The sequence below is a fragment of the Paraburkholderia sp. HC6.4b genome, from assembly GCF_014200875.1.
Classification (GTDB): domain Bacteria; phylum Pseudomonadota; class Gammaproteobacteria; order Burkholderiales; family Burkholderiaceae; genus Paraburkholderia; species Paraburkholderia tuberum.
The window spans coordinates 39,094-64,744 of the sequence record NZ_JACHDC010000001.1 but is presented as its reverse complement, the minus strand read 5'-3'; the positions used below and the strand labels follow the sequence as shown (position 1 = coordinate 64,744).

Below are 25,651 nucleotides of genomic sequence, written 5' to 3'. Positions count from 1 at the left end.
GCTCATGCTCAGTTACCCGTGTGCGTGGCGCCGGCACCGGACGGCGTCTGCGGCTCGCGCTCGTCGGCGCGTACGCGGAACGACGCGGCGTACAACGCGGGCAGATAGAACAGCGTGAGGATCGTCGCGCTCGTGATGCCGCCCATCAGCGCGGTGGCCATCGGCCCGAAGAAGTTCGAGCGCAGCAGCGGGATCAGCGCGAGCACGGCGGCCGCGGCGGTCAGCGTGATCGGCCGGAACCGCCGCACGGTCGCGCCGACGATCGCATCGAAACGCTTGTGCCCCGACGCAATGTCCTGCTCGATCTGATCGACGAGAATCACCGAGTTGCGCATGATGATGCCAAACATCGCGATCACGCCGAGCATCGCGACGAAGCCGAACGGCTGGCCGAACAGCAGCAAGGTGAGCACGACGCCGATCAGGCCGAGCGGCGCGGTCAGCACGACCATCAGCACGCGCGCGAAGCTTTGCAGCTGGATCATCAGCAGCGTGAGCACCGCGATCACCATGATCGGAATCTGCGCGTTGATCGAGGTTTGACCCTTCGCGCTTTCCTCGACTGAGCCACCGATCTCGATCCGGTAGCCGACCGGCAGCGTCGCGCGGATCGGCGCGAGCGCGCGGTCCACCGCGTGCGTGACGTCGATGCCTTGCGCGCCGGCCGCCACGTCCGACTGCACGGTGATGGTCGGCTGACGGTCGCGTTCCCAGATCACGCCGTATTCGAGGTCGTTGCGCAGATGTCCGAGCGTGCCGAGCGGCACCGGGCCGTTGGGCGTCGGCATCGCGAGCGCGGTCAGCTGCGACGGGTCCACGCGTTCGGCGCGCGGCGCGCGCAGATCGACGCTGATCAGCTTGTCGCGCTCCCGATACTGCGTGACCGTGTAGCCGGACATCGTCATCGCGAGGAAGCTGGCGATGTCTTCGGACGTCACGCCGAGTTCGCGCGCGCGCTTCTGGTCGATCTCGAAGCGCACCGAGCGCTCGGCGGGTTCGTCCCAGTCGAACTGCACGTTGCGCGTGCCGCGATTGGCGCGCATCGACGCGGCGACGCGTTCGGCGATCGAGCGCACGGTCGCGATGTCGTCGCCGCTCACGCGGAACTGCACCGGATAGCCGACCGGCGGCCCGTTCTCGAGGCGCGACAGGCGCGTGCGGATCGCCGGGAAGTTGTTGAGCAACTCCGGTTCGAGCCACTGCGCGAGCTTCTCGCGATCCTTGACCGACTTCGCGGTGATCACGAACTGTGCGAAGTTCGGCTGCTGCAATTGCTGATCGAGCGGCAGATAGAAGCGCGGCGCGCCGGTGCCGACGAAGCTGACTGAGTGATCGATTTCAGGCCGGCCCTTGAGAACCTGTTCGAGGCGCTGCGCCTGGCGCAGCGTTGCATCGAACGACGCGCCTTCGGGCAGCCGCACATCGACCAGCAACTCCGGCCGGTCCGAGCTCGGGAAGAACTGCTGCGGCACGAGCGAGAAGCCGGCCATCGCGAGCACGAACAGCAGCACGGTGATCGCGAGCACGACGAAGCGCCGCTCGATGCACCAGCCGATCCAGCCGCGCAAACGCGTGTAGAAGCGCGTGTCGTAGATGTCATGTTCGTGGTCGTCAGGCTCGTGCGCATGGCGCTTGCGCTCGGGCAGCATGTGATAGCCGAGCAGCGGAATCAGCACGACCGCCGCGAGCCACGACGCGATCAGCGCGATCGCCGACACCTCGAAGATCGAGCGCGTGTACTCGCCGGTGCTCGACTTCGCGAGCGCGATCGGCAGGAAGCCGGACACGGTGACGAGCGTGCCGGTCAGCATCGGAAACGCGGTGCTGGTGTACGCGAAGGCCGCGGCGCGCGTGCGGTTCCAGCCTTGCTCGAGCTTCACCGACATCATTTCGACCGCGATGATCGCATCGTCGACGAGCAGGCCGAGCGCGAGCACGAGTGTGCCGAGCGATACCTTGTGCAGGCCGATATCGAACAGGTACATGCACAGCGCGGTGACCGCGAGCACCACCGGAATAGAGATCACGACCACCATGCCGGTGCGCACGCCGAGCGACACGAGGCTCACGACCAGCACGATCCCGACCGCTTCGGCGACCGCTTCGAGGAAGTCGTCGACCGAGCGCGCGACCGCGTGCGGCATGCTCGATACTTCGACGAGATTCAATCCGGCGGGCAGCGCGGCGCGCAGTTGGGTCATCTGCTGATCGAGCGCGCGGCCGAGGCGGATCACGTCGCCGCCCGGCTGCATCGTCACGCCGATACCGAGCACGGGTTTGCCGCCGAAGCGCATCTGCGTGACGACCGGGTCGTCGTAGCCGCGCTTGATCGTCGCGATGTCGCCGAGACGCAACGTGCGGTTGTTGATGCGGATCAGCGTGTCGGCGAGCGCGCCCACGTCGTTGAACTGGCCGCTCGGGCGCACGAACACGCGGTCGTCCGTGGTGGTCAGCGTACCCGCGGGAGCGATCGTGTTCTGCGCGTTGATCGCCTGCCCAAGCTGTTGTGGCGAGATGCCGAGACGCGTCAACTGCGTGTTCGCGATCTCGATGTAGATGTGCTGATCGGGATCGCCGAAATAGTCGACCTTGCCGACGCCCGGCACGCGCACCAGCACCGAGCGTAGCTGGTCCGCGTAATCGTGCAGTTGCGCGGCGGAAAAGCCGTCGCCTTCGAGCGTGTAGATGTTGGTGTAGACGTCGCCGAATTCGTCGTTGAAGAACGGGCCCTGGATGCCCGGCGGCAAGCTCGACGCGATGTCGCCGACTTTCTTGCGCACCTGGTACCACGTCTCGGGCACCTGGCTCACCGGCGCCGAGTCCTTCATCGTGAAGAAGATCAGCGATTCGCCGGGACGCGAATAGCTGCGCACGAAATCGATGTACGGCGTTTCCTGCAGCTTGCGGCCGATGCGATCGGTCAGCTGCTCCTGCACCTGGCGCGCGGTGGCACCCGGCCAGAACGTGCGGATCACCATCACGCGGAACGTGAAGGGCGGGTCTTCCGACTGCGCGAGCCGCGTGTAGGCGAGGATGCCGAACGCGGTGGCGAGCGCGATCAGGAATACGACCAGCGCCTGATGACGCAGCGCCCAAGCGGACAGATTGAAGCGTCCTTCTTCGTGCGACGTGCTCATGAAGCGAAGTCCTCGGGATGCAGCGGCGCGATCGCGCGGACTTTCTGGCCGGCGCTCACGGTGTGCACGCCTTGCAGCACGACGCTTTCGCCATCTTTCAGGCCATCGCTGACGACGAACGTGCGCTCGTAGTAGCGCGTGACGGTCACGCGACGCAGCTCGAGCGTGTTGTCCGCGGCGCGCACGACCCACACGGCCGGTTCGCGCCCCTCGTGAAACAGCGCGGTGACCGGCAGCGTGAACACGCCGTGCTGCGCGGCCGCCGCGGCGAGCGGCACGGCCGGCGTGACGTCGGCGGTCATGCCGAGGCGCACGTCGGCGCCGGCATCGAGCAGGGTCAGACGCGCGCGCCAGGTGCGGCTCTGCGGATCGGCGGCCGGCGACAGCTCGCGCACGCGTGCGCCGAGCTTGCGGCCCGGCAGCGCGGCGAGCGTGACGCTCGCGTTCTGGCCGACCGCGAATGCGGCGAGCGCGCTTTCGGGCACGTCGCACAGCACGTCGACGTCGCCGCTCCACGCGAGGTTGTAGACGGCCTGACCCGCCGACACGTTCTGGCCCGTGTCCGCCTGTTCAGCCGTGATGACGCCCGCATGACCGGCGACGAGCGTCGTGTACTGCAGCTGGTTCTTCGCGAGTGCCGCCTGCTGCTGCGCCTGATCGCGCTGCGCGAGCGCGGACGCGTAGGCGTTGGTGGTCTGTTCGAGCTGCGCGGGCGCGATCAGGTTCTCTTTGGCCTGCGCCCTGTCGCGTTCGAGCTGCTGCTGCGCATAGACGAGGTTGTGCTGCGCGGCGTCGAGCTGCGCCTGCGTGCTCGCGGCGTTTTTCTGCGCATCGGCCGGGTCGAGCAGCGCGACGACTTCGCCGCTTTTCACCGTGTCGCCGAGCCGTACCCGCCGCTCGATGATCTTGCCGGCGACGCGGAACGACAGCGGCGTCGAATAGCGCGCCTGCACTTCGCCGGGCAGCGACGCCGCCTGCAGCGCGTGGCCGTCCGCATGCACGGCGAGCGCGACCACCGGGTGCGGCGCGGGCGCCGCGGCTTCCTTCTTCGAGCAGGCCGCGAGCGCTAGCACGCCTGCCAGCGCCAGCGCGCAGGTCTGCCTGGAGAAACCGCGGTGAGAGGATGGGGGAGACTGCTGGCGCATCGCTGACGATGCGGGAGAACCGGGACGCTTCACAATTACCCCAACTGGAGACAGCGAACGAACACGGCAAGCCGCGCGGCCCGCCAGCGAAGACCCGCATGCCGCGTCATGCTAATGGCATACAGGGATGGCTTTGAATGACGAAATGCATTCTAATACACTCATGTATCTGAATGCATGGATGGATTTGAATTCTTTTGGGTGCTAGGCTTGCGGCCATGAAACGTCAAAGACTGACAAGAGAGCAGAGCAAGGATCAGACGCGGGAGCGGCTGCTCGATGCCGCGCAGGCAATTTTCATGAAGAAGGGCTTCGTCGCGGCGAGTGTCGAGGACATCGCGGCGGCGGCTGGCTATACACGCGGCGCGTTCTATTCGAACTTCCGCAGCAAGACCGAGCTGTTTCTGGAGCTATTGCGGCGCGATCACGAAGCGATGCAGGCGGGCCTGCATGCGATCTTCGAAAGCGCGGCGTCGCGCGAGGAGATGGAGGCGCGCGTGCTGCGCTACTACAGCTCGCTGCATCGTGAGAACAAGTGTTTTCTGTTGTGGGTCGAGGCGAAGCTGCTGGCGGTGCGCGACGGCCGTTTCCGGCTGCGCTTCAACGCGTTCATGCACGAAAAGATCGAACAGTTGAGCGCCTATGTGCGCGAGTTCTCGGAGCGCGTGGGCACGCCGATGTCGATGCCGCCCGAGCAGCTCGCGATCGGCCTGATGGGTCTGTGCGACGGCGTGCAGTTCTTCTACACGGTCGATCCGCAGAATGTCCCGGCGGAGATGGCCGAAACGGTGCTGGCGGGGTTTTTCTCGCGCGTGGTGTTCGGGCGCGATGCGTAACGGTAGGCGTTGAGCCTGGAGGCGCAGATGCGCGAATGCGCGACCCGGAGGGATCGCGCATCAGATACGGTTCAAGGCGGAAAAATCATTCGACCGGCAGTCGCGCGCAGGCCTCGGCGGCGGGCGCCGCGCACGCGAACGCGTACTGGCCGCTGGCGTCGAGGAATTTTTCCCCGGCGTGCAGGGCAACCTTGATATCGGGGCAGCGCTCGTAAGCGATATAGGCCGAGCTCGCGGCGGCCGACCAGCAAACCAGCGAAAACGCGATCTTTTCCAGCAGACGAAAACGATGTGGCATGGCGGTGTAGCGGTAACTTTCTTTGGCCGCCATCTTACCAGCAAGCTAGGGTTTATACCTAGCTAAAATCCACGATAGACGCCGTAATAGTGGCGCGATGGACACGCCGCGCCGAATCTGACCGGAATGTCATGTCTGGGTCAGGGTTGGGACATGTCCTATCGCTAGAATCGGTTGCGTTGGGCGGACCCGCGCGCGCCCATGCGGCGCGGGTCGACACAGGCGGCAACGGTTGCGCCGGCCCGGCTTTACCGAGGCAGGAGTCGTCCATGAATCAACTGCAGTCGATGCGCGTGTTCGTCAAGGTGTCGGACCTCGGCAGTTTCGTCGGCGCGTCGGGCGCGCTGGATCTGTCCACCGCGGTCGTCACGCGGCACGTCGCGGATCTCGAAGCGCGGCTCGGCACGCGACTGCTGAACCGCACCACCCGCCGTCTTTCGCTGACCGAATCCGGCGCGACCTATCTGGAGCGCGTACGCCACATCCTCGCCGATCTCGAAAGCGTCGAGCAGATGGTGGTGGCGCGCAATCACGAGCCGGTCGGCACGCTGCGCATCGTCGCGCCGGTCGTGTTCGGATTGCACAGTCTCGCGCCGGTCGTGCAGTCGTACGCGGCGCGCTATCCCGACGTCGTGCCCGACGTCACGCTCGCCGACCGCCACGTCGATCTGGTCGAAGAGGGCTTCGACGTCGGCATCCTGGCTGCGCGGCACATGCGCAGCGCGAGCATCGTCACGCGGCGGTTGACGACCGGCTACATGACGGTTTGCGCGACGCCCGAGTATCTGGCGCAACACGGCACGCCGAAGCGCCCCGAGGATCTACTCAGGCATTCGTGCCTGAGCAGGCCGGCCGAGCAGGGCGGCGAGGAGCGGTTGTTCAATGGGCCGGACGGCGAAGTGCGGGTGCGGCCGACCAACGCGATCGCGGCGAACAACGCCGAGATGCTGCGGCAGTTCGCGCTGCTCGGCATGGGCGTGGCGATCCTGCCGAGCTACCTGATCGGCCGTGATCTGACGGCGGGGCGGCTCGTGCGTCTGCTCGACGCGTACAGTCTGCCGCCCATCGAAATCACGATTGCGTATCCGAGCCGGCTACATCTGCCGGCGAAGGTGCGGACGTTCATCGACCATCTGGTCGAGCATTTCCAGCCGGACAGCGCGCAGGCGCGGGATTCCCGTAGCGTGGCGCCGGTGCGGGTGGTGGCCGGGGTGAGCGGGTCCGACGCCCCGACGGCGCGCGAGATCGCCGACGACGCGCTCGAAAACAGCCGCACGACGCGCCGTGTGACGCGGGTGGCGCGCGCGCGGATCGCGGCGTCGTCGCAGTTCTGACGTGTGAGCTGAGGCGAGGCTGAATCCGGGTTCAGGTCCCCAGGCCCGGGCCATAGTTGCCGCCGATCAGGCGCGTGACCGACTCGATGTCGACATAATCCTGCTCCGGCATACCATCGAGCATCGCCAACACCTCGTTGCTCGCGCCGGCTTCGCGCGCGGCGTCGACGAGTGCGTCCTTGTTGGTCGGGAATTCGACTTCGCTGAGAAGATCGGCGATCTGCAGATCGATCGATTCGCCGGGGATGTCCGAGGCCGTCATGCGCATGCTCCTGGTGAGCTTGAGTTAGTCACGTCGTTATTGCTGCCACGAAAAGCCAGCGCCTCGCCGCGATGAGTTTCTCGCAGTCTGTTGCAATCCCGCGCGCATTGCCACCCCATCGTCATGACAGCCGGCGCAAACCGGGCAGGCGCGCCGTCGTAGCCGCGCCGCCGCCCGCCGTTGCGGCGGCCCTCACGTGGTCAGATGCTCGTTCTGCCCGGTCAGGCTGCGGTCCAGATGTCGGGACTTCGGCAGCGCAATATGCTCCCAGTGCTGCGGACGGCTGGCGTCGGTGCTCGACACGTCCGGGGCCGGAGGCGCGACCGGCGCGGCGTTCGCGCGTTGCGCGAGCGTGATGGAATCCGTGCTGTCCGAGGCGGTATGAACCGGCGCGGCAAAGCACGAGGCTGACAGCGTCACCATGATTAACAGTGTCGAGGTTTTCATCGCCCGACCTCCTAAAGCTCATGCGGCGCTGACAATCGAGCAAACCCTGTGCCGTCCCGCGTCGAGAGGACGGTGCAAGCCGAGGACGGCATGGCGCTGCGCGGCCCAGGCTCCTTACCATCTTAGATGGCAAATACTGCAACGCGCGCACATTTGCGACAAAACCGGATTGTAGATTCGATCATGGCACGAACAGGCGCGCGCGTCCGCCATGCGCTAGCGCAGCACATCGAAGCGCGTCCACGGCCACGACGGCCGGTCGCGCATATAGCCGTTCAGCCAGTTCCACTGCGGATGCCGCTTCATGAACGCCTGTGCGTCGAACGGCCGGCCGCACGGATGCCCCCAGCGCGCGGTGAAGGCCATCTCGCGGGCCATTTCGCTGTCGATCACCTTGCCGTCGTTCGCGCCCCACGGATTGAACGGCCCGTGATCGGTGCCGCCGAAGCGCGCGTCATCGAGCTCCAGATGCCCGCAGATCGTGCGCGAGCACGGGTTGTCGTTGCGATCGAGATAGACGTCGTGATGATCGGCGATCATCTGCTTCGCGAGCTCGACGTCGATGCTGCCGCGATGCAGTTCCTCGAGCTGCATGAAACGCAGACGCCGCGCGCCGTTCTTGCGCACGTCGGTATAGTCCTCGCCTTCGCCGATGCATTCCTGGTTGCGGATCTTCAGATCCGTCGCGGTGTTGTAGCCGCTGTAGAAACCGTCTGTGGTGGTCTCGAAGCCCGCATAGTGCAGCCCGAGTTCGTAACGCGCGATCTCGCCGGTCTTCGTGTCGCCGAGCAGCCAACTGTTCGCGTAGCCGCCGTTGTTCGCGAGCGAGAACATGTCGCACCATTCCTTGATGCTGTTCGCATATTGCGACGCGCGCCGCGAGCGATAGAACTCGGGCGCACCGGCCGCGTTGTAGCCCGCGAAGTTCGAGATCGTCGTTTCGGTGATCATCAGGCCGGCCGCCGTGACCCAGAAATCGGTCAGGCTCGAGATGCAGCCCGGCAGGCCCTGCATCAGGATGCGGTTGCCGCGGTCGGGCACGATGTCGAACACGACGTTGAACGCGTCGCCGGCCGCGTAGCGGTCCCACGAGTTGTGCGCCATCACGATGCGGCCGTCGCGCGTCGCGTTGCCGGTTGCGATGAACGCGCTGCAGTGGTGACCGCGCCGGCCGCGCCACAGTTTCGCGCCCAGATGCGGCTGCGCCTGCGCGGCGTGCGTCGGCCACCAGCTTTGCAGCAGATCCATGTAGCCGTTCCACGCGAGCACTTCGGCGAACGGCAGCTTCGCGCCGTCGGCGATGCCATGGATTTCATCGGCGAATTCGGTGTCGAGCTTGCTCGCGAACTGGCTCGTCGCGGCATTGACGAAGGTGTCGAACTCCTCCCCGGTGTCCCATTTGGCGAGATAGCGCGCGGTGCGGATCGCGTTTCTGATTTCGTCGGCGAGTAACTGGCCGTGCTGCTCGCCGCGATCGTACGGCTCGCCTTCGATATGCACGAAAATCCAGCCGGCCTGATCGCGGCGTACGGCCTCGGGGGACGGTTCGCTCATCTTCGCTCCGACGCTACGGCGGGCGCTGTCGCTGCGCCCAAGCTGGGCTCACGCGTGCCGGCCGCGTGAAGGGCCGGCGGGTCTGTCCATTGTAGAGAATCCGCGGCGCTTTGCATCGCGCCCCGCGAAGCCTTCAAAAGCTCTAGCGCGACGGACTCATGCGGAAGTACGCATCGAGCAGCGAGGTCTTGTAGACGACGCCGGCGAGCTTCGGATGCGCGGTGCTTTCGATCACCGGCAGCCGCTCGCCCTGAAACGCCATGAAGTGCTGTAACGCGATGGCGAGCGACATGTCCGGCGTCAGCACGTCGAAATGCGGCTGCAGATAATCGGCGGCGGTTTTCATCGACGTTTCGCGCCGCTCGAGCAGATCGGACGTGATGTCCTTCAGCGCGACCACGCCGAGAAACGCGCCCGAGTCGTTCGCGACGTACAGATACTTGACCGGATACTCGAGGAACACGCGCGTCATGTCGTGCACGGTCGCGTTCGGCGGCACGACGGTCTGCGCGGGGCGGATCAGCTCGCGCATCTGCGTCGCGCGCAATCGCGAGCGCTCCTGCTCCTCGCGATTGCGGCGCAGCGTGATCTCGTACATCGAGGTCTTGCCGATCGCGCGAGCGATGAAATACGCGACCACGCACGACAGCATCAGCGGCAGCACGACCTGATAGCTCAACGTCATCTCGAAGATCATCAGGATCGCCATCAGCGGCGCCTGGGTCGCGCCCGCGAGGAATGCGCCCATGCCGACCATCGCATAGGCGTAAGCGGCCGACGTCGCATGCGGCCACAACGCGTGCATGCCCTGGCCGAACAGCGAGCCGACCGCCGCGCCGACGAACAGCGTCGGCGTGAACACGCCGCCCACCGCGCCGGAGCCGGCCGTCGCCGCGGTCGCCGCGAGCTTGCAGACGAGCACCAGCAGGAGCGCGGACCATGTCCACGGCGAATGCAGGATCGAGTTCACGACGCTGTAGCCGTTGCCCCACACCTCGGGCTCCGCGACCGAAATGATGCCGACCACGAGACCGCCGAGCGCGAGCCGCACCGGCAACGCCACCGGCAGCTTGCGAAAGGCCGCCTTCGATGCGTTGAGCAGCCGCAGAAACTGCGGCGCGGCCGCGCCGCACAGCGCGCCGAGCGCGACGAACAGCAGCACCTCGGGACCGGTCACGGTCGGAAACTCCGGCATCTCGTAGGGCGGCTTGTAGCCGGCGAACTCGCGCATCGTGATGTTCGCGACGACCGCCGCGACCAGCACCGGCCCGAAGCTTTCCATCGCGATCGAGCCGAGCACGATCTCGGTGACGAAAAACGCGCCCGCGATCGGCGCGCTATACGCGGACGTGATACCGGCCGCCGCGCCGCACGCGACGAGCAGGCGCAGCCGCGGCGGATCGAAGTGGACCCAGCGGCCGATCAGCGACGAGGCGAGCGCCGCGAGCTGCACCATCGGACCTTCACGACCGATCGAACCGCCGCTCGCGATCGTAAACAGCGACGACACGCTGCGCCACAGGCTCAGGCGCACCGGCACGACGCCGTCGCCGATCGCGACCGCTTCCATGTAGTCGGTGTGCGTTTTCGTGTCGGCGTGACGCTGCGCAATCAGCAGGAAAATGCCGGCGACGAGACCACCCGCGGCCGGCAGCCAGATGCGCATGGTCCACGGTAGGCTGCGCGCCATGTCGACGAAGCTGCCGGAGCGGCCGGCAATCGCCAGCTGCAGCAGTTCGATGCCCTTGCGAAACACGATGGTCGCCAACGCGCCGGCAATGCCGACCACAACGGCCCAGACCAGCACCGTATGGGCTTCGGAGAGGCGGAAAACGCTTTGGGCGCGGGTGCGCAGCTTCAGCAGGAATGAAAGCACGTCGTCGGTACGGGGCGTGATGGAAGGTTGAAAAAACCGCGGCGCAACAGCAGCGCGCCCGCCTCGAATGGCGGGCGCGCGGCGGCGAGCGGGCGGAGGCGGGCGGCGCGGTTCAAGTCGCCGCCTTGTCGAGTTCAGGATAGTGCCGGAAGATGCAGCTTTCGTTATGGCCGATGCGCCGGTCCGAGTCCAGATACGCGGCGATGTTCGGTCTTGCGATCACGGCGTCGTGCAGCGCGGCGAGCCGCGGATAGTGCTCGCCGAAGCGCTTCAGCGCGCGCGGAAACGCGTACAGCAGACCGTCGATCAGCTGGAACATCGACAGGTCCACATAGGTCAGCGTGTCGCCGACCATGAAGCTGTCGCCGGCCGGATTCTGCGCGAGCACGCGCTCGAAGTACGACATGAACTTCGGAATCCGATGGTCGATGAAATCGTGCGCGCGCACCTTCGCCGCGTCTTTCTGCTCCTCGTAGTAGAGGCCGCTCGCGAGCGGATGGTGGGTGTCGTGCGCTTCGGTGACGACGTCGGCGATCGTCAGCTGCAGGCCGTTCGCGACATAGCGCAGGCTGTCCACCTCCGGCGCCAGCTTGAGCCGCGGGCCGAGATAGAACAGGATGTTGGCGGTCTGCGCGATCACCAGATCGCCGTCTTTCAGAAACGGTGGCGCGAACGGCGGATACGGCTCGTCGGGGCTTTGCATCACCGCCATCATCGCTTTGGTGCCAAGGCCCTTCGAAGGCTTGCCGCGCGCGACTTCGACATAGTCGACGCCGGCTTCCTCCAGCGCGAGCCGCACGAATTCGCCGCGGCCTTGCAGGCCATCCCAGTAGTACAGTTCCAGGCTCATCGATCGATCCTCATTCCGGTCGCCCGGACGCGTCGCGGCAAGGCGGTTTCACCGCTGCCATCGGACGTCGCGCACGGGCGGGTTGGGGGGCAAAGTTCGCAGCAACGAGTATGCCGTGTGATCGGCCGGGATGGTGCGCCAGAAAGCGCAAAACCCCGCGCGCGGCGGGGTGTCGGGGAAGGCGGGAGAGCCGGCGACGGCTTAGTGGAACAGGTGCTGGACGGTCCATGTGATGCCGAGTCCGCCGGCGATCAGCCATACATACAGAATCAGGCCGGTGGTCAGCGCGCGCGGACCCGCTTCGCGAATCTGCGAGAAGCGCGTTTCCATGCCGAGTGCGGTCATCGCCATCGTCAGCGCGAAGGTGTCGAACAGGTTCAGCGTCGAGGTGGCGCTTTCCGGCAGCACATGCAGCGAGTTGATCGCCACGCAGGCGAGGAAGCCGAGTGCGAACCAGGGGATCGCCAGCTTGCGCGGGGCGGCGCCGTCCGTGCTGCCATCCGTCGCGCCGCGCGTCGCGCGGTTCACCCACAGGCCGACCACCAGCAATACCGGCACGAGCAGCATCACGCGGGTCATCTTGACGATCGTCGCGATGTGCGTCGCTTCGGGGCTCACGTTGCTCGCCGCGCCGACCACCTGCGCGACCTCGTGGATCGTGCCGCCGAAGAACAGGCCGGCGCCGACCGTGTCGAGATGCAGCCAGCCTGCGTTGAACAGCACCGGGTAGAGGAACATCGACAGCGTGCCGAACAGCACGACGCTGCCGACCGCCATCGCGCTCTTGTGCGGCTTCGACTGCAGCGTCGATTCGAACGCGAGCACCGCGGCCGCGCCGCAGATCGCGCTGCCGGCCGCCGTCAGGAGCGCGGTGTCGCGATCGAGCTTCATGATTTTCATGCCGGCCCAGGTGCCGATCACGAGCGTGCTGACGACGATCAGCACCGACTCCGCGAGACCCGGCAGGCCCACCTGGGCGATTTCCTGCAGGCTCACACGCAAGCCGAAGAACGCGACCGCGATGCGCAGCAGCTTGCGCGCCGAGAAATTCACGCCGGCCGCCCAACTGACCGGCATGCTGTCGCGCAGCGCGTTGCCGTAGATCGCCCCCGCGACGATGCCGACGATCAGCGGACTCAGGCCAAGGCCGGCAATCGCCGGAATCGCCGCGATGCGCGTGACCGCGGCGGCGAACAGCGCGACGAACAGTACGCCGTTGAGCTGGCCGCGGGTGGACAGCGCGGGGGAGGCGGCGGCGAGCGGGGCGGTGGGTGTGGACATGATCGGTGGTTTCGTAACGGACTTGCGTGGGACTGCATAAGCAGCAATGGGGCTAATCCTAAATTAGATATATCGATATGAAAAATCGTGATTTAGAATGTGAAGTATCGGCTCAACGGATATTTAATCGAGATGACCCCGGATCAACTTATAACGTTCGCCGCCGTCGCTGAGCATCGCAACATCAGCCGGGCGGCGGTGGCGCTGCATCTGTCGCAGCCGGCGGTGTCCGGCCAGCTGAGGCAATTGCAGGACGAGTTCGGCGAGCCGCTGTATCAGCGCGATGGCCGCGGGGTGCGGCTGACGCCAGCCGGCGAACAGCTCGACGCCTATGCGGCGCGGCTGCGCGACACCTGGCGGCAGGCGCATGCCTATCGCGACGCGCTGCGCGGTCTCGAACAGGGCACCTTGCGGATCGGCGCGAGCACGACGCCGGCGAGCTACCTGCTGCCGTACCTGATCGCCGAATTCCATCGCCGCTATCCGCACGTGAGCGTGCATACCGCCAACGGCAACACGGCCGAGATCGTCGGTGCGCTCGGCTCGGTCGACATCGCGATGATCGAGGGTCCCGCCGGCGCCGATCTGCCGCCGGACACGGTCGTCCATGCGTGGCGCGAGGACGAAATCGTCGCGATCATGCCGCGCTCGCATCCGCTCGCGCAGGCGGACAATGGCGGGCGCATCGAACTGGCCGCGTTCGGCGCGTATCCGCTGGTGCTGCGCGAGGAAGGCTCGGGCGTGCGGCAGACGGTCGAGCGCGAGTTCGCGCGCGCGGGCGTGCCGATGCGCGTGGCGCTCGAAATCGCGGGGGTCGAAGGGGTGAAGGAGGCGGTGCGGGCGGGGATGGGTGTCGGTTTCGTGTCGGCGATGTCGATGCGGCATGAGGACGGTGCGCTGCGGCTCATGTCGCTGAGCCCGCAGCCGCTGACGCGGCGGCTGTCGATTCTGGTGCCGCATGCGAGCGCGCCGTCGCGGGTGGTCGAGCAGTTTCTGGCGATGTGCGTCGCGGACGAGGGCGGCTGATTACCGCGCTGGCAGCGTATGGGGTCGAGAATCCGAACCCGCGCGGGGCGCTGCCGTGGCCGGCGCGCTTCGCTTTACGCTCGCCGTATGCCGGCCGCGCCTGGGGATTTCCTCTATGGTGCGCGATGGCTGTCCCGAGCACCATTCGCACATCGCAGCGCCTCGGCGCTTTTTTTCGAAGTTTAGTTGGAACCGGTTCCAAAAGCGGTTTCGCTTCAGAATTGCGTGAGTTGGATATGGCTGATGCAGTGGAGATCGTGGTCGTCGCCAGCGCGTTCGGTGTGAACGCCGTGCGCGCCGACGGCCATCTGAAATGGGCGCAGGCGGCAAAGCGCGCCGGCGCAGCGGGTTTCGAAGTGCGCCGGGAGCTGTTCGCGAGCGACGCGGACGCGGACCCGCAACGGCTGCGCGCGCTCGGCGCGGCGTTGGCCGATCTCGGGCTGTGGTCGGTGTTCTCGACGCCGGCATCGTTGTACGCGGCGGACGGCCAGCTCGATACCGACGCACTGCGTGTCGCGCTCGATCAGGCGGCCGCGCTCGGCGCGCGCTTTGTCAAGCTGCAACTCGGCGGCTTCGCGGGCGAGGCTCACGGCGCGGCCATCGTCGCGCACGTCGCGAGCGGCTCGGGCACCACGGGCGGTGCGCAGCCACGGCTCGTCGTCGAAAACGGGCAACTGGCGCAGGGCGGCTCGCCCGCGCAGTTCGTCGGGCTGTTCGATGCGCTCGCGCGTGAAGGCCACGCTGGCGTGCTCGGCATGACCTTCGATACCGGCAACTGGGCGTGGCTCGACGTCGCGCCGCTATCCATCGCGCCGCAGCTCGCGCCGTACGTCGAGTACATCCATTGCAAGACCACCACGGGCGAGGGCGCGCGGCGCTTTGCGAGCGCGCCGGCCGAGGATGACGCGCCATTGCGCGCGCTCCTCGACCGGCTGCCGCGCGAGGTGCCGCGCGGCATCGAGTTTCCGTTCGATCCGAGCCGGATCGACGCGGATGCCGCGCGTTATGTGAGCTGGCTTGCGCGCGTGTAGACGCGCGACGCGGCATCACGAAGCGCCTCGGTCGAAGCCGTATAGCAGACGAGGCGGCAACTCAGGCAGCAACCCCGGCAGCAACCCAGGCAGCAACCCAGGCAGCAAAGAACGCATTCCACGCAACACGAATCACCGCATCAGAAGCACCACCAGGAGCCCAGCATGACGCACCCTTACCCCGCGCTCGACGTGATCACCTACGGCGAAGCGATGGCGATGTTCGTCGCCGCCGAAGCCGGCCCGCTCGCGGGCGTCGGGCACTTCACGAAGCGCATCGCCGGCGCGGATCTGAACGTCGCGATCGGCTTGTCCCGACTTGGCTTCAGGGTGGGCTGGATGAGCCGCGTCGGCGACGATTCGTTCGGCCGGTACGTGCGCGACACGCTGACGAAAGAGGGCATCGACCAGCAATGCGTGAGCACCGACGCGCGCCATCCGACCGGCTTCCAGCTGAAGTCGAAGAGCGACGACGGCAGCGACCCGGCGGTCGAATACTTCCGCAAGGGCTCGGCGGCGAGCCATCTGTCGCTCGATGACTACCTCGCCGATTACGTGCTGCCCGCGCGTCATTTGCATCTGACCGGCATCGCCCCGGCGATCTCGGCAAGCTCGCGCGAACTCGCATTCCACCTGGCCCGCGAAATGCGCGCTGCAGGCAGGACGATCTCGTTCGACCCGAACCTGCGTCCGACGCTGTGGCCCTCGCGCGCGGCGATGGTCGAAGGCTTGAACGCGCTCGCCGCGCTCGCCGACTGGGTGCTGCCCGGCATCGGCGAGGGTGAGATTCTGACCGGCCACACGCAGCCGGAGGACATCGCGAAGTTCTATCTCGAGCGCGGCGCGCGCGGCGTGATCGTCAAGCTCGGCGCGCAGGGCGCGTATTACCGCACCGCGACCGATGCCGCGACGATCGCTGGCCGGCCGGTCGCGAGCGTCGTCGATACGGTCGGCGCGGGCGATGGTTTCGCGGTCGGCGTGATCAGCGCGCTGCTCGAAGGCCGCACGCTCGCGCAGGCGGTCGCGCGTGGCAACCGGATCGGCGCGCTCGCGATCCAGGTGATCGGCGATTCGGAAGGTTTGCCGAGCCGCGCCGAACTCGACGCACTGGAGCTGGCCGAGGTACCGGACATCGCAAGCGCGGCCTGACGCGGATCGGACCGCATCGATAGCGCTGCATCCACAACCAGCATCGACGACAACAAGAGCGCCCACAGCGCGCCCAGATTTTTTCATCATTGATTCGGGACGACGCCGTCCAAGGAGACTTCCATGACCTCATCACTTGCGATTCGCCGTTGGTGGACGATCATGCCGATCGTGTTCATCACCTACAGCCTCGCGTATCTGGATCGCGCGAATTTCGGCTTCGCGTCGGCGGCCGGCATCAACCAGGATCTCGGCATCAGCAAGGGGCTCGCGTCGCTGATCGGCGCGCTGTTCTTCCTCGGCTATTTCTTCTTCCAGATTCCGGGTGCGATCTATGCCGAGCGCCGCAGCGTGAAGAAACTGGTGTTCTGGAGCCTCGTTCTGTGGGGCGGCTGCGCGGCGTTGACCGGCATGGTCAGCAACATTCCGTCGCTGATGGCGATCCGCTTCCTGCTCGGCGTCGTCGAAGCCGCGGTAATGCCGGCGATGCTGATCTTCATCAGCAACTGGTTCACCAAGAGCGAGCGCTCGCGCGCGAACACGTTCCTGATCCTCGGCAATCCGGTCACGGTGCTGTGGATGTCGGTCGTGTCCGGCTATCTTGTGCATTCGTTCGGCTGGCGGCACATGTTCATCGCCGAGGGCGCGCCCGCGATCATCTGGGCGATCTGCTGGTGGTTCCTCGTCAAGGACAAGCCCGAGCAGGTGTCGTGGCTCACGCAAGAGGAAAAAGACGCGCTCGCGCAGACGCTGCGCGCGGAGCAGGCCGCGATCAAGCCGGTGCGCAACTACAGCGAGGCGTTTCGCACGCCCGCGGTCATCAAGCTGTGCGCGCAGTATTTCTGCTGGAGCATCGGCGTGTACGGCTTCGTGCTGTGGCTGCCGTCGATCCTGAAGAACGGCTCGTCGTTCGGCATGGTGGAAACCGGCTGGCTGTCGGCGCTGCCGTATCTGGCCGCGACGATCGCGATGCTTGCAGCTTCGTGGGCATCGGATAAACTCAACCGCCGCAAGGTGTTCGTGTGGCCGTTCCTGCTGATCGGTGCGATTGCGTTCGCGGCGTCGTACGGGCTCGGCTCCGCGCATTTCTGGGTCTCGTATGCGCTGCTCGTGATCGCGGGCGCGGCGATGTACGCGCCGTATGGACCGTTCTTCGCGATCGTTCCGGAACTGCTGCCGAAGAACGTCGCGGGCGGCGCGATGGCGCTGATCAACAGCATGGGCGCGCTCGGTTCGTTCGTCGGCTCGTACGTGGTCGGTTATCTGAACGGCGCGACCGGGTCGCCCGCGGCATCGTATGCATTCATGAGCGTGGCGCTCGTCGCCGCGGTGATCCTCACGCTCGCCGTCAAGCCGGCCGCCGCCGAACAACGTGGCTCCGCTCGTCCCACCGTCACAAGGAAAATTAGCTGATGAACAAGATCGTCGCCTGGAAGTCGCTGCCCGAGGATGTGCTCGCCTATCTGCAACAGCATGCGCAGGTCGTGCAGGTCGATCCGTCTCAGCATGATGCGTTGGTCGCCGCGCTGCGCGACGCCGACGGCGGCATCGGCGCGAGCGTGCAGATCACGCCGGCGATGCTCGAAGGCGCGAGCCGGCTGAAGGCGCTGTCGACGATCTCGGTCGGCTACGACCAGTTCGACGTCGACGACCTCACGCGCCGCGGCATCGTGCTCGCGCACACGCCGGACGTGCTGACCGAATCGACCGCCGATACCGTGTTCTCGCTGATCCTCGCGTGCGCGCGGCGCGTCGTCGAACTGGCCGACTGGGTCAAGGCGGGGCAGTGGCGCACGAGCATCGGGCCCGCGCAGTTCGGGCTCGACGTGCAGGGCAAGACGATCGGCATCGTCGGCTTGGGTCGGATCGGCGGCGCGGTCGCGCGACGCGCGGCGCATGGCTTCAACATGAAGGTGCTGTATACGAACCGCAGCGCGAACCACCAAGCGGAGCAGGCGTATGGCGCGCGGCGCGTCGAGCTGGCTGAATTGCTCGCGCAGTCCGATTTCGTCTGTCTGCAGGTGCCGCTCACGCGAGAGACGCGGCATCTGATCGGCGCCGCCGAACTGCGCGCGATGAAGAAGAGCGCGATCCTGATCAACGCTTCACGCGGCGCGACCGTCGACGAACCGGCGCTGATCGAGGCGCTGCGCAACGGCACGATTCACGGCGCGGGCCTCGACGTGTTCGACACCGAACCGTTGCCTGCCGACTCGCCGTTGCTCGCCATGCCGAACGTGGTCGCATTGCCGCATATCGGCTCGGCGACGCACGAGACCCGTCATGCGATGGCGCTCAACGCGGCGGAGAACCTGGTCGCCGCGCTCGACGGCACGTTGACGACCAACATCGTCAACCGTGACGTCCTGGCGAAGTGATTCGCAGGGCGGCGCGCAAGCTCCCGTCCTCGGACCGGCACGAGCGATGAGCGAATGAGCACGACCCCGCCCCCGGCCAGCATGCCGCCTGGTCCCCCGAGCGCGCCGCCGCGACGCGCGACGATCACCGATGTCGCGCGTGAAGCCGGCACCGGCAAGACCAGCATCTCGCGCTATCTGAACGGCGAGTTCAGCGCGCTGTCGCCCGAGCTGCGCGCGCGCATCGAAGCCGCGATCGCGCGGCTCGACTATCAGCCGAACCAGATGGCGCGCGGCCTGAAGCGCGGCCGCAACCGGCTGGTCGGCATGCTGGTCGCCGACCTGACCAATCCGTACTCCGTCGAAGTGCTGCAAGGCGTCGAGGCCGCGTGCCACGCGCTCGGCTTGATGCCGCTGATTTGCCACGCGGCGAACGAAGTCGAGATGGAGCGGCGTTATCTGCAACTGCTGACCACGTACCGCGTGGAAGGTGTGATCGTCAACGCGCTAGGCGTGCGCGAGGAGACGTTGCGGCCGGTCGGCGACGGCGGGATTCCGGCGGTACTGGTCGATCGGCGCGTGGAGGGGCTGGTCGCCGACATGGTCGGTCTCGACAATGGCGCGGCCGCCGCGCTCGGTACGCGGCATCTGCTCGAACGGGGCTTCGAGCACATCTGGTTCGTCGTGCAGCCGTTCGAGCAGGTCAGCTCGCGGCAGTTGCGCGTCGAAGCATTCGATCGGGCGATGCGCGACGATGGCCGCGCGCGCGGTCGTACGCTGGTGCTCGATCTCGCCGATGCAACTGCGCTCGAGCGCGGTCTCGCGGAGCTGGATCGTGCGATCGACTCGCCAGGCGGGGCCGGTGCCGAGCCCGCCGGCGCCTCCCCACGCGTCGCGCTGTTCGCGGCCAACGCACCGGTCGCGTTGCGTCTCGCGCTGCATCTGAACGCGCGTTACGGCGCGCACTGGCAGAGCCGCGTCGCGCTGCTTTCCATCGACGATCCGGAGTGGGCCGAGCTCGCCGGCATCACGACGATCCGCCAGCCGACCTACGACATCGGTTATCGCGCGGTCGAATTCCTGCACGAGCGCATCGAAGGCGCGCAGACGGGCGCGCGCGACTGCCTGCTGCCCGGCGAGCTGATCGTGCGTGCGTCGACCGCACGCTGATTTCCGGCCAATCTGCGATGATGCGGGCTGCGGCGCGCAGCGGTTGCGCGCCGGGGATTGCAAGGAACCCCGCAAGGATACTCATGGTCGTGCCACCGCTTACCCTCGCGAGCCTCGCGCTCGCCACGCTCGTCATCGCCGCTTTACCGTTTCTGATTTACCGACAATTGCGCCGTCCGCTCGCGCTTCGGCCACGCGACGCGATCGCCGGCGTCGCGGTGTTCGCGCTGTTCGCGATGGTCATCGAGCGTGCACTGCACGACTATCTGTTGCGTGGCAACGAGACGACCGCGGCGTTCCTTTCGCAGCCGCTCGCGTTCGTCGTCTATGGTGCGCTGGCCGCGGGCGTTTGCGAGGAAGTGGGGCGGTTCGTCGGCATGCGGCTGCTCATGAAGCGCGCGGCGGCGCGGCCGGCGGTGCGCAAAAAGGCGAACGTCGACGCGCCCGCCGGCGTCGCTGCAAGCGCGGGCGCGAGCCCCGCCGCCAGCACGACCGCCGACACGCGCACCGCCGCATTGCGCGCCGACGATGGCGCCGCGCTCAGCTACGGCCTCGGCCACGGCGGCGCAGAAGCGTGGATGGTCGGCGTGTTCGTGCAGTTCCAGTGGCTCGTGTTCGCGGTCCTCGAAAACCGTGGCCGGCTCGGCGATTACCTCGGCAATCTGCCGGCCGAAGCGGTGATGCGCGTGCATCTGATTCTCGCGAGCCTGACGCCGCAACTGGCCGGCATTTTCGCGCTCGAACGCGTCGCGGCGCTGGTGTTCCAGATCGGCCTGTCGGTGCTGATGTGGCGCGGCGTGCGGGCCGGCTCGCGCGGCATCCTGCCGCTCGCGATCGGGGTGCACGCGCTGATCGACGTGCCCGCGGCAATGACGCAGGCGCGGCTGCTGCCGCTCGCGGCGGCCGATACGATCTATGGGGTGGCGGCGGTGTTCGTCGCGGGACTGCTGATACGGACTTACCGGCGGCCGGCGGCGGCGTGAGCGGATGAGCCGCTGGACAGCAGGCGCCTCGCTATCCCTTCAGCGTTTCTCTAAAATGCGCCTACGTTTCAGGACCTTCTTTTCCCGGCAGCCTTCATGGAAGCTTACCAATACGACTGCGCGCATCCGGAGTTCGACGAGCTCGCGCGCGTCATCAGCGATCTGTTTCCCGAGCAGACGCAGTTCATCGAGCGTGCCGCCGACGATGGCACGCCCACACTGACGGTTCACTGGGTAGCAATGCGCTTCGGTTCCACCGCGCGCCGTATCGTGATGACGGTCGCGATCGCGCCGGCGGCGCTCGCGCGTTATCGCGCGATGCCGGCGCGGTTGCGTGGCCGCAGCTTTGCGGTATTGCGCGCGTACGTCGAAGCGAGCCTGGGCTCGCTCGAAGAAATGTACGCGAATGGCGAGGCGGTCCCGCGCGAAGTCACGGTCGATCTCGGCGACGAGTTCGCGTGACGCGCGAATGAAGCGCGAATGAAGCGCGGGCGAAGCGGATTCAATCCGCGAGCCGATAGACCTTCGCGAAACGCGCGGCCTGCACGACGCCGTAGTCGCCGGGCGCGTACTGCATGACCCAGTCGCCGGCCGCGCCGTGCAGCACGTCGCCACCGCTCGCGCAGCGCGCGAGCGAGAAGGACTCGTCCATCTGGCGGGCGAGTACGACCGCCGGGCGATTGCGGTAGGCGCCGGCTTCGCCGTGCGCGAGCGCGGCGTCGGCGGGCAGGTACTTCGCATCGAAGCGCTCGCGCGACACGACCCAGCGCTCGCCTGTCGAGCCGGTGATCAGCGCATCGCCGCGCACATAGCGGTTCGGGCCTTCGAGGCTCATCAACTGGCCTTCGGCGGCGGCGAATTCGACGCTTACCGTTTCGTCCTTGACGACGCGTTGGGCGTGCGGATCGTCACGCAAATCGAGATTCCTGAGTTCGGTCATGAAGCGGGTGGAAGATTAGGGGGGGCGAGCGTTGCGGCGAGACTTGCCGCTTTGCGGCGATCGTGCGTCGAGTCGCTGGGACGGGTAGCCGGCCCAGACAGCGCGCCCCCGAATAATGCCAGATGCATGAGCCGGGCGGGGGAGGCGAAAGGCTGAGGCGTGGTGAGAAAGCCGCTGTTCGGGCGCCATCGGAATTGCCGAAATCAACCGCGTCCGAACGGACCCTCGCCCGCAACGGGGCAACCCCCGCCGCGGGCGCTCTTTCATTACGGCTTGACAGTCGCGTCGCTCGCGGCTGCCGCGGGCTTGCCGCCCTTGCCATGGTGGCCGCGATGATGACCCTCGGGGCCGCCCTGGTGGAACGTCGCGTCGGCGAGCTTCTTCTGCTCCGGCGACAGGCTGCTATACAGCGGATCGAACGCATCGACGAGCTTCTTCATGCCGTCCGCATGCGCCTGCGCGATCGTTGCGTACTGTTTCATGTCGTCGAGCGCGCTCACGTTGGTGGCCGCCTTGCGCTGCTCGAACAACTGGCCCATCGTTTCGCCGTTGCTGCGCATGACGTCGGCGAACGCCTTCCATTGCGTTTCCTGCGCGGGCGTGATCTTCAGTTGCGAGTGCAGATAAGCGATGCGGTCTTCGACGTTGCGTTCGTGGCCGGCCTTGGCCGCGGAGGCCGAGGCCGTGGTGTCCGGCGCGGCGGCCGGCGCGGCGGTTTGGGCGAACGCGCCGCCCATCGAAACGGCCGTAGCCAGCATAACCAGTGCTTTTTTCATCGAAACTCCTGATGTCTGTTCGTTATTGAGACACGGCGCGCGGCGAGCGTCTTGCCCCGCGCCAGCGGCGAATGGCGCCGCACCGCAAGCGGCTGCCGCATTCGCCCGGCGCCGCTATTAGTAACACGTTAACCCTACAATACGGTGCGTGTGCGACAAACGCTTACAACCGAAACGAACGCGAAACGGCTCGCGCCTGAGCGGCAATCGCGCCGACATACTGCGCCGAGGCCGCCCCACAGTGTGCCGTGCATCTGTGACCGTAGCGCGTGACATGGCGCCGCTGCGTGCAGACGCGCGATAATCCGCGACATTCCACACCAACTTCATTCCACACCAACTTCCTTCCCCTTCGATGAGACCTCCGCGCCTCGACCAGCTCGACGACCTCGACCGCAACCTCGTTGCACTGCTGCAAGCCAACGCGCGCGAGAGCGTCGCGAATCTTGCGCGGCAGCTCGGCGTCGCGCGCACGACCGTGATCGCGCGCATTGCGCGGCTCGAGCGCAGCAACGTGATCGCCGGCTACAGCGTGAGGCTTGGCCAGGACGTGCTCGATTCGAGCATCGTTGCGTATGTCGGCATCATCATCGCGCCGAAGCACGGACCGGCCGTGCAGAAACGCCTCGGCAAAATGCCCGAAGTCCAGATGCTGTGCGCGGTCAGCGGCGAGTTCGACTACGTGGCATGGCTGCGCGCCGATTCGCCCGAGCGGCTCAACGATCTGCTCGATCAGATCGGCGGACTAGAGGGCGTCGAGCGGACCACGACGTCGATCATTCTCGCGCGCAAGATCGACCGCGGCACGGTGTGAGTCGGCGCGCGGCGTAACCTCTTCGCGAGTGCTGCGAGAGTTCATCGTTGACGCCTTTTTTACGCTGTTTCGACAAATCGTTTGACCGATTCGTCAGAACGTCGAACCGCATGGTCATACCGCAGCAGTTTGCGCGTATGAACTGTTTTTGCTTCTTCCTACACTGTCATTCAGGGGTTCGGCCCGCAGGCGCCGCGCGCAACACGCGGCGCACTTCCCAAGCTCAGAGACAGCACATGGATAACAAGGAGAAGCAGATGAAAGTAGCTATCGTTGGCGCAGGTCTGATCGGTCACACCATTGCCCATATGCTGCGCGAGACGGGCGACTACGAAGTCGTCGCGTTCGACCGCGATCAGCACGCGCTCGACAAGCTCGCCGCCCAGGGCATTCCCACCCGCCGCATCGATTCCGCCGACGCCGCCGTGCTGCGCGCCGCGATCCAGGGCTTCGACGTGCTGATCAACGCGCTGCCGTACTACCTCGCGGTCAACGTCGCATCGGCCGCGAAGGGCGCGGATGTCCATTATTTCGACCTGACCGAGGACGTACGCGCGACGCACGCGATCCGCGCGATCGCCGCAGATGCCGATCACGCATTCATGCCGCAGTGCGGTCTCGCGCCGGGTTTCATCGGCATTGCCGCGCACGAGCTCGCGAATCGCTTCACGGAAATCCGCGACGTGAAGATGCGCGTCGGCGCGCTGCCCGAGTTTCCGACCAATGCGCTGAAGTACAACCTGACGTGGAGCGTCGACGGCCTGATCAACGAGTACTGCCAGCCGTGCGAGGCCATCCGGGATGGCCGCACGCAATGGGTGCAGCCGCTCGAAGGCCTCGAGCATTTCTCGCTCGACGGCACCGAGTACGAAGCGTTCAACACGTCGGGCGGGCTGGGCACGCTGTGCGAAACGCTGGCGGGCCGCGTCGAATCGCTCGACTACAAGTCGGTGCGCTATCCGGGTCATCGCAACCTGATGCAGTTCCTGCTCGAAGACCTGCGTTTGTCGAGCGACCGCGATACGCTGAAGACCATCATGCGCCGCTCGGTGCCGTCGACCGCGCAAGATGTCGTGCTGGTGTTCATCACCGTGAGCGGCATGCGCGACGGTCAGCTCGTGCAGGAGGTGTTCACGCGCAAGATCTTCGCGAAGACCGTCTGCGGGGTGCCGATGAGCGCGATTCAGATCACGACCGCCGGCGCGATGTGCGCGGTGCTCGATCTGTTCCGCGAGCGCAAGCTGGCGCAAAAGGGCTTCGTGCGGCAGGAGCAGGTGTCGCTCGGCGATTTTCTGGCGAACCGCTTCGGCAAGTTGTACGAAGGTCAGTCGCTGGAGGCAATGGCGACGGTTTGAGGCCGGCATGGCTCGCGTCAAATGAAAATCCCCGTATGTCGCCGACGTACGGGGATTTTCCGTTTTTCAGCCATCATCGGACCAGCGCGGCACTCGCCAGACACAAGGGAGGGCCGTCATCCAGCCACGATTTGCGCGACGAGCGCTTCATGGTCCGCCGAACTGGGCGCGGTATTGTCGAACATCAGCAGACCCTCGCGGCTCGCGCCGCTCGGCTCGAAGCGCCGCCGCCGGTAGTCGTCCCAGTGCGCGAGCTTGTACGCATCGTTGGGATTCGCGCGCGCGACGATCCGCTGCCGCGCCACGTCCTCCGAGGTCCGCACCCACACGACACGCAACCTCACGTCCGACGCGACGCCGAGCCAGGCATGATCGAACAGCCGCCGCTCGCGCACCTCGCGAGACAGCGGGCCGACGACCAACGCGCTGATGCCGAGTTCGAGATTGTCGCGCGCCGTATCGATGAGGCCGCGATACTCGGGGTCGCGCAGATGCTGCAGGAAAAGAGGGCTGTCGCGATCGTTCGGATTGCCGGTCAGCATCGCCATCGCGGCCGCGCTATAGCCGCCGTACAGCGTGTCCTTGTCGAGCAGGCAGAAGGGGGTGCCGCTCACTTTCATCAGCGGGCCGAGCAGTTTTTTCGCCAGCGTCGTCTTGCCCGTGCCCGCATGACCGCAAAAGAAAACCAGAGAAGTCACGCAGGCTTGTCCTCACGCGGCGCGGCGGCGTCATCGGGGCGCGGGTCGCGCGCGAACGTGCCGTTGGCCTCGAGCCACATCACGTTGATGATGCCGAAGCCGAGCGCCACACCCACGCCGAGAATCCAGGTGAAATACCACATCGCAGTCTCCTTGATCGTGCGTCCGGCGATGCGGATCGACAGGCATGCCGGCAACCGACGATGGCCAGCCGCGAGCGCGGCCGCCTGCACCGATCATGAAGAAGAACGCCGCGCCATGCAAGAGGCGCGGCGCCCGAGTTCCGTGCGCCGTGGCTGGCGGTATGTCCGCGCGTTGCTATGATGCGCAAC

Annotated in this window: 25 protein-coding genes; 12 read left to right on the top strand and 13 right to left on the bottom strand. The window is 66.5% G+C overall.

Annotation, left to right across the window (positions count from 1 at the left end; translation table 11 throughout):
* Nucleotides 1-8: 8 nt before the first annotated feature.
* Both HDG34_RS00280 and HDG34_RS00275 read right to left on the bottom strand, forming a co-directional pair.
* Nucleotides 9-3,137 (bottom strand): efflux RND transporter permease subunit, encoded by a 3,129-nt coding sequence (locus tag HDG34_RS00280; RefSeq protein ID WP_184056753.1) that lies wholly within the window; start codon nt 3,135-3,137, stop codon nt 9-11.
* The gene (locus HDG34_RS00275) at nt 3,134-4,282 is read right to left on the bottom strand and encodes an efflux RND transporter periplasmic adaptor subunit (protein WP_184056748.1); all 1,149 of its coding nucleotides are present in this window, start codon (nt 4,280-4,282) and stop codon (nt 3,134-3,136) included. Before HDG34_RS00275 ends, HDG34_RS00280 begins: the two co-directional genes overlap by 4 nt.
* 218 nt (nt 4,283-4,500) lie before the next feature.
* Between HDG34_RS00275 and HDG34_RS00270 the strand changes: the two genes are divergently transcribed.
* Nucleotides 4,501-5,118: a TetR/AcrR family transcriptional regulator gene (locus HDG34_RS00270; RefSeq protein ID WP_090805323.1), complete on the top strand. Its 618-nt coding sequence runs from the start codon at nt 4,501-4,503 to the stop codon at nt 5,116-5,118.
* A gap of 85 nt (nt 5,119-5,203) precedes the next feature.
* Here the strand turns inward: HDG34_RS00270 and HDG34_RS00265 are convergent, their stop codons facing one another.
* Complete coding sequence (locus HDG34_RS00265) at nt 5,204-5,416, bottom strand: hypothetical protein (protein ID WP_184056745.1); 213 nt, start codon at nt 5,414-5,416, stop codon at nt 5,204-5,206.
* Between the two features lie 269 nt (nt 5,417-5,685).
* On the opposite strand from HDG34_RS00265, the gene HDG34_RS00260 reads away from it, so the two are divergent.
* Nucleotides 5,686-6,750 carry a LysR family transcriptional regulator gene (locus HDG34_RS00260; protein ID WP_184049287.1) on the top strand — a complete coding sequence of 355 codons (1,065 nt, stop codon included), beginning with the start codon at nt 5,686-5,688 and terminating at the stop codon, nt 6,748-6,750.
* Nucleotides 6,751-6,781: 31 nt separating this feature from the next.
* Here HDG34_RS00260 and HDG34_RS00255 read toward each other — a convergent pair whose 3' ends face one another.
* The 6 genes from HDG34_RS00255 to HDG34_RS00230 form a co-directional block, all read right to left on the bottom strand.
* Nucleotides 6,782-7,012: a DUF2795 domain-containing protein gene (locus HDG34_RS00255; RefSeq protein WP_184056742.1), complete on the bottom strand. Its 231-nt coding sequence runs from the start codon at nt 7,010-7,012 to the stop codon at nt 6,782-6,784.
* 192 nt (nt 7,013-7,204) lie between these two features.
* Complete coding sequence (locus tag HDG34_RS00250; RefSeq protein WP_090805320.1) at nt 7,205-7,459, bottom strand: hypothetical protein; 255 nt, start codon at nt 7,457-7,459, stop codon at nt 7,205-7,207.
* A gap of 216 nt (nt 7,460-7,675) precedes the next feature.
* Nucleotides 7,676-9,013, bottom strand: coding sequence for a C45 family peptidase (locus tag HDG34_RS00245; protein ID WP_184056739.1), 1,338 nt, complete (start codon nt 9,011-9,013; stop codon nt 7,676-7,678).
* Between the two features lie 142 nt (nt 9,014-9,155).
* Entirely contained in the window at nt 9,156-10,889 is a 1,734-nt protein-coding gene (locus HDG34_RS00240) for a ClcB-like voltage-gated chloride channel protein (protein WP_184056737.1), read from the bottom strand.
* A gap of 112 nt (nt 10,890-11,001) precedes the next feature.
* Nucleotides 11,002-11,739 (bottom strand): glutathione S-transferase, encoded by a 738-nt coding sequence (locus tag HDG34_RS00235; protein WP_090805317.1) that lies wholly within the window; start codon nt 11,737-11,739, stop codon nt 11,002-11,004.
* A gap of 201 nt (nt 11,740-11,940) precedes the next feature.
* A complete protein-coding gene (locus HDG34_RS00230; protein ID WP_184056734.1) occupies nt 11,941-13,020 on the bottom strand; it encodes a YeiH family protein in 1,080 nt (359 codons plus the stop codon).
* A 132-nt stretch (nt 13,021-13,152) separates the two neighbouring features.
* Between HDG34_RS00230 and HDG34_RS00225 the strand changes: the two genes are divergently transcribed.
* The 8 genes from HDG34_RS00225 (at nt 13,153) to HDG34_RS00190 (ending at nt 21,198) form a co-directional block, all read left to right on the top strand.
* The gene (locus tag HDG34_RS00225) at nt 13,153-14,046 is read left to right on the top strand and encodes a LysR family transcriptional regulator (RefSeq protein WP_184056731.1); all 894 of its coding nucleotides are present in this window, start codon (nt 13,153-13,155) and stop codon (nt 14,044-14,046) included.
* 236 nt (nt 14,047-14,282) lie between these two features.
* A complete protein-coding gene (locus tag HDG34_RS00220; RefSeq protein ID WP_184056727.1) occupies nt 14,283-15,077 on the top strand; it encodes a sugar phosphate isomerase/epimerase in 795 nt (264 codons plus the stop codon).
* Nucleotides 15,078-15,242: 165 nt separating this feature from the next.
* Complete coding sequence (locus HDG34_RS00215; protein WP_260320942.1) at nt 15,243-16,226, top strand: sugar kinase; 984 nt, start codon at nt 15,243-15,245, stop codon at nt 16,224-16,226.
* A 123-nt stretch (nt 16,227-16,349) separates the two neighbouring features.
* On the top strand, nt 16,350-17,639 hold the full coding sequence (locus HDG34_RS00210) for an MFS transporter (RefSeq protein WP_184056724.1): 1,290 nt from the start codon (nt 16,350-16,352) through the stop codon (nt 17,637-17,639).
* Nucleotides 17,639-18,604: a D-glycerate dehydrogenase gene (locus tag HDG34_RS00205; protein WP_184056721.1), complete on the top strand. Its 966-nt coding sequence runs from the start codon at nt 17,639-17,641 to the stop codon at nt 18,602-18,604. Before HDG34_RS00210 ends, HDG34_RS00205 begins: the two co-directional genes overlap by 1 nt.
* A gap of 54 nt (nt 18,605-18,658) precedes the next feature.
* On the top strand, nt 18,659-19,753 hold the full coding sequence (locus HDG34_RS00200; RefSeq protein WP_184056719.1) for a LacI family DNA-binding transcriptional regulator: 1,095 nt from the start codon (nt 18,659-18,661) through the stop codon (nt 19,751-19,753).
* An 83-nt stretch (nt 19,754-19,836) separates the two neighbouring features.
* Nucleotides 19,837-20,736, top strand: a complete 900-nt coding sequence (locus HDG34_RS00195; RefSeq protein ID WP_184056716.1) for a YhfC family intramembrane metalloprotease — start codon at nt 19,837-19,839, stop codon at nt 20,734-20,736.
* Between the two features lie 96 nt (nt 20,737-20,832).
* Nucleotides 20,833-21,198 carry a DUF3022 domain-containing protein gene (locus HDG34_RS00190; protein WP_184056713.1) on the top strand — a complete coding sequence of 122 codons (366 nt, stop codon included), beginning with the start codon at nt 20,833-20,835 and terminating at the stop codon, nt 21,196-21,198.
* Nucleotides 21,199-21,238: 40 nt separating this feature from the next.
* Here the strand turns inward: HDG34_RS00190 and HDG34_RS00185 are convergent, their stop codons facing one another.
* Both HDG34_RS00185 and HDG34_RS00180 read right to left on the bottom strand, forming a co-directional pair.
* A complete protein-coding gene (locus HDG34_RS00185; protein WP_184056710.1) occupies nt 21,239-21,676 on the bottom strand; it encodes a PGDYG domain-containing protein in 438 nt (145 codons plus the stop codon).
* A gap of 266 nt (nt 21,677-21,942) precedes the next feature.
* Nucleotides 21,943-22,452, bottom strand: coding sequence for a Spy/CpxP family protein refolding chaperone (locus HDG34_RS00180; RefSeq protein WP_184056708.1), 510 nt, complete (start codon nt 22,450-22,452; stop codon nt 21,943-21,945).
* A gap of 355 nt (nt 22,453-22,807) precedes the next feature.
* Here HDG34_RS00180 and HDG34_RS00175 point away from each other — a divergent pair, with 355 nt between their 5' ends.
* Nucleotides 22,808-23,266: an Lrp/AsnC family transcriptional regulator gene (locus HDG34_RS00175; RefSeq protein WP_090805298.1), complete on the top strand. Its 459-nt coding sequence runs from the start codon at nt 22,808-22,810 to the stop codon at nt 23,264-23,266.
* A 257-nt stretch (nt 23,267-23,523) separates the two neighbouring features.
* Complete coding sequence (locus tag HDG34_RS00170; RefSeq protein ID WP_184056705.1) at nt 23,524-24,621, top strand: saccharopine dehydrogenase family protein; 1,098 nt, start codon at nt 23,524-23,526, stop codon at nt 24,619-24,621.
* Nucleotides 24,622-24,737: 116 nt separating this feature from the next.
* On the opposite strand, the gene HDG34_RS00165 is transcribed toward HDG34_RS00170, so the two are convergent.
* Both HDG34_RS00165 and cydX read right to left on the bottom strand, forming a co-directional pair.
* Nucleotides 24,738-25,319, bottom strand: coding sequence for an ATP-binding protein (locus HDG34_RS00165; RefSeq protein ID WP_184056703.1), 582 nt, complete (start codon nt 25,317-25,319; stop codon nt 24,738-24,740).
* On the bottom strand, nt 25,316-25,462 hold the full coding sequence (cydX, locus tag HDG34_RS00160) for a cytochrome bd-I oxidase subunit CydX (protein WP_184056699.1): 147 nt from the start codon (nt 25,460-25,462) through the stop codon (nt 25,316-25,318). The genes HDG34_RS00165 and cydX overlap by 4 nt, the downstream gene beginning before the upstream one ends.
* Nucleotides 25,463-25,651 lie beyond the last annotated feature (189 nt).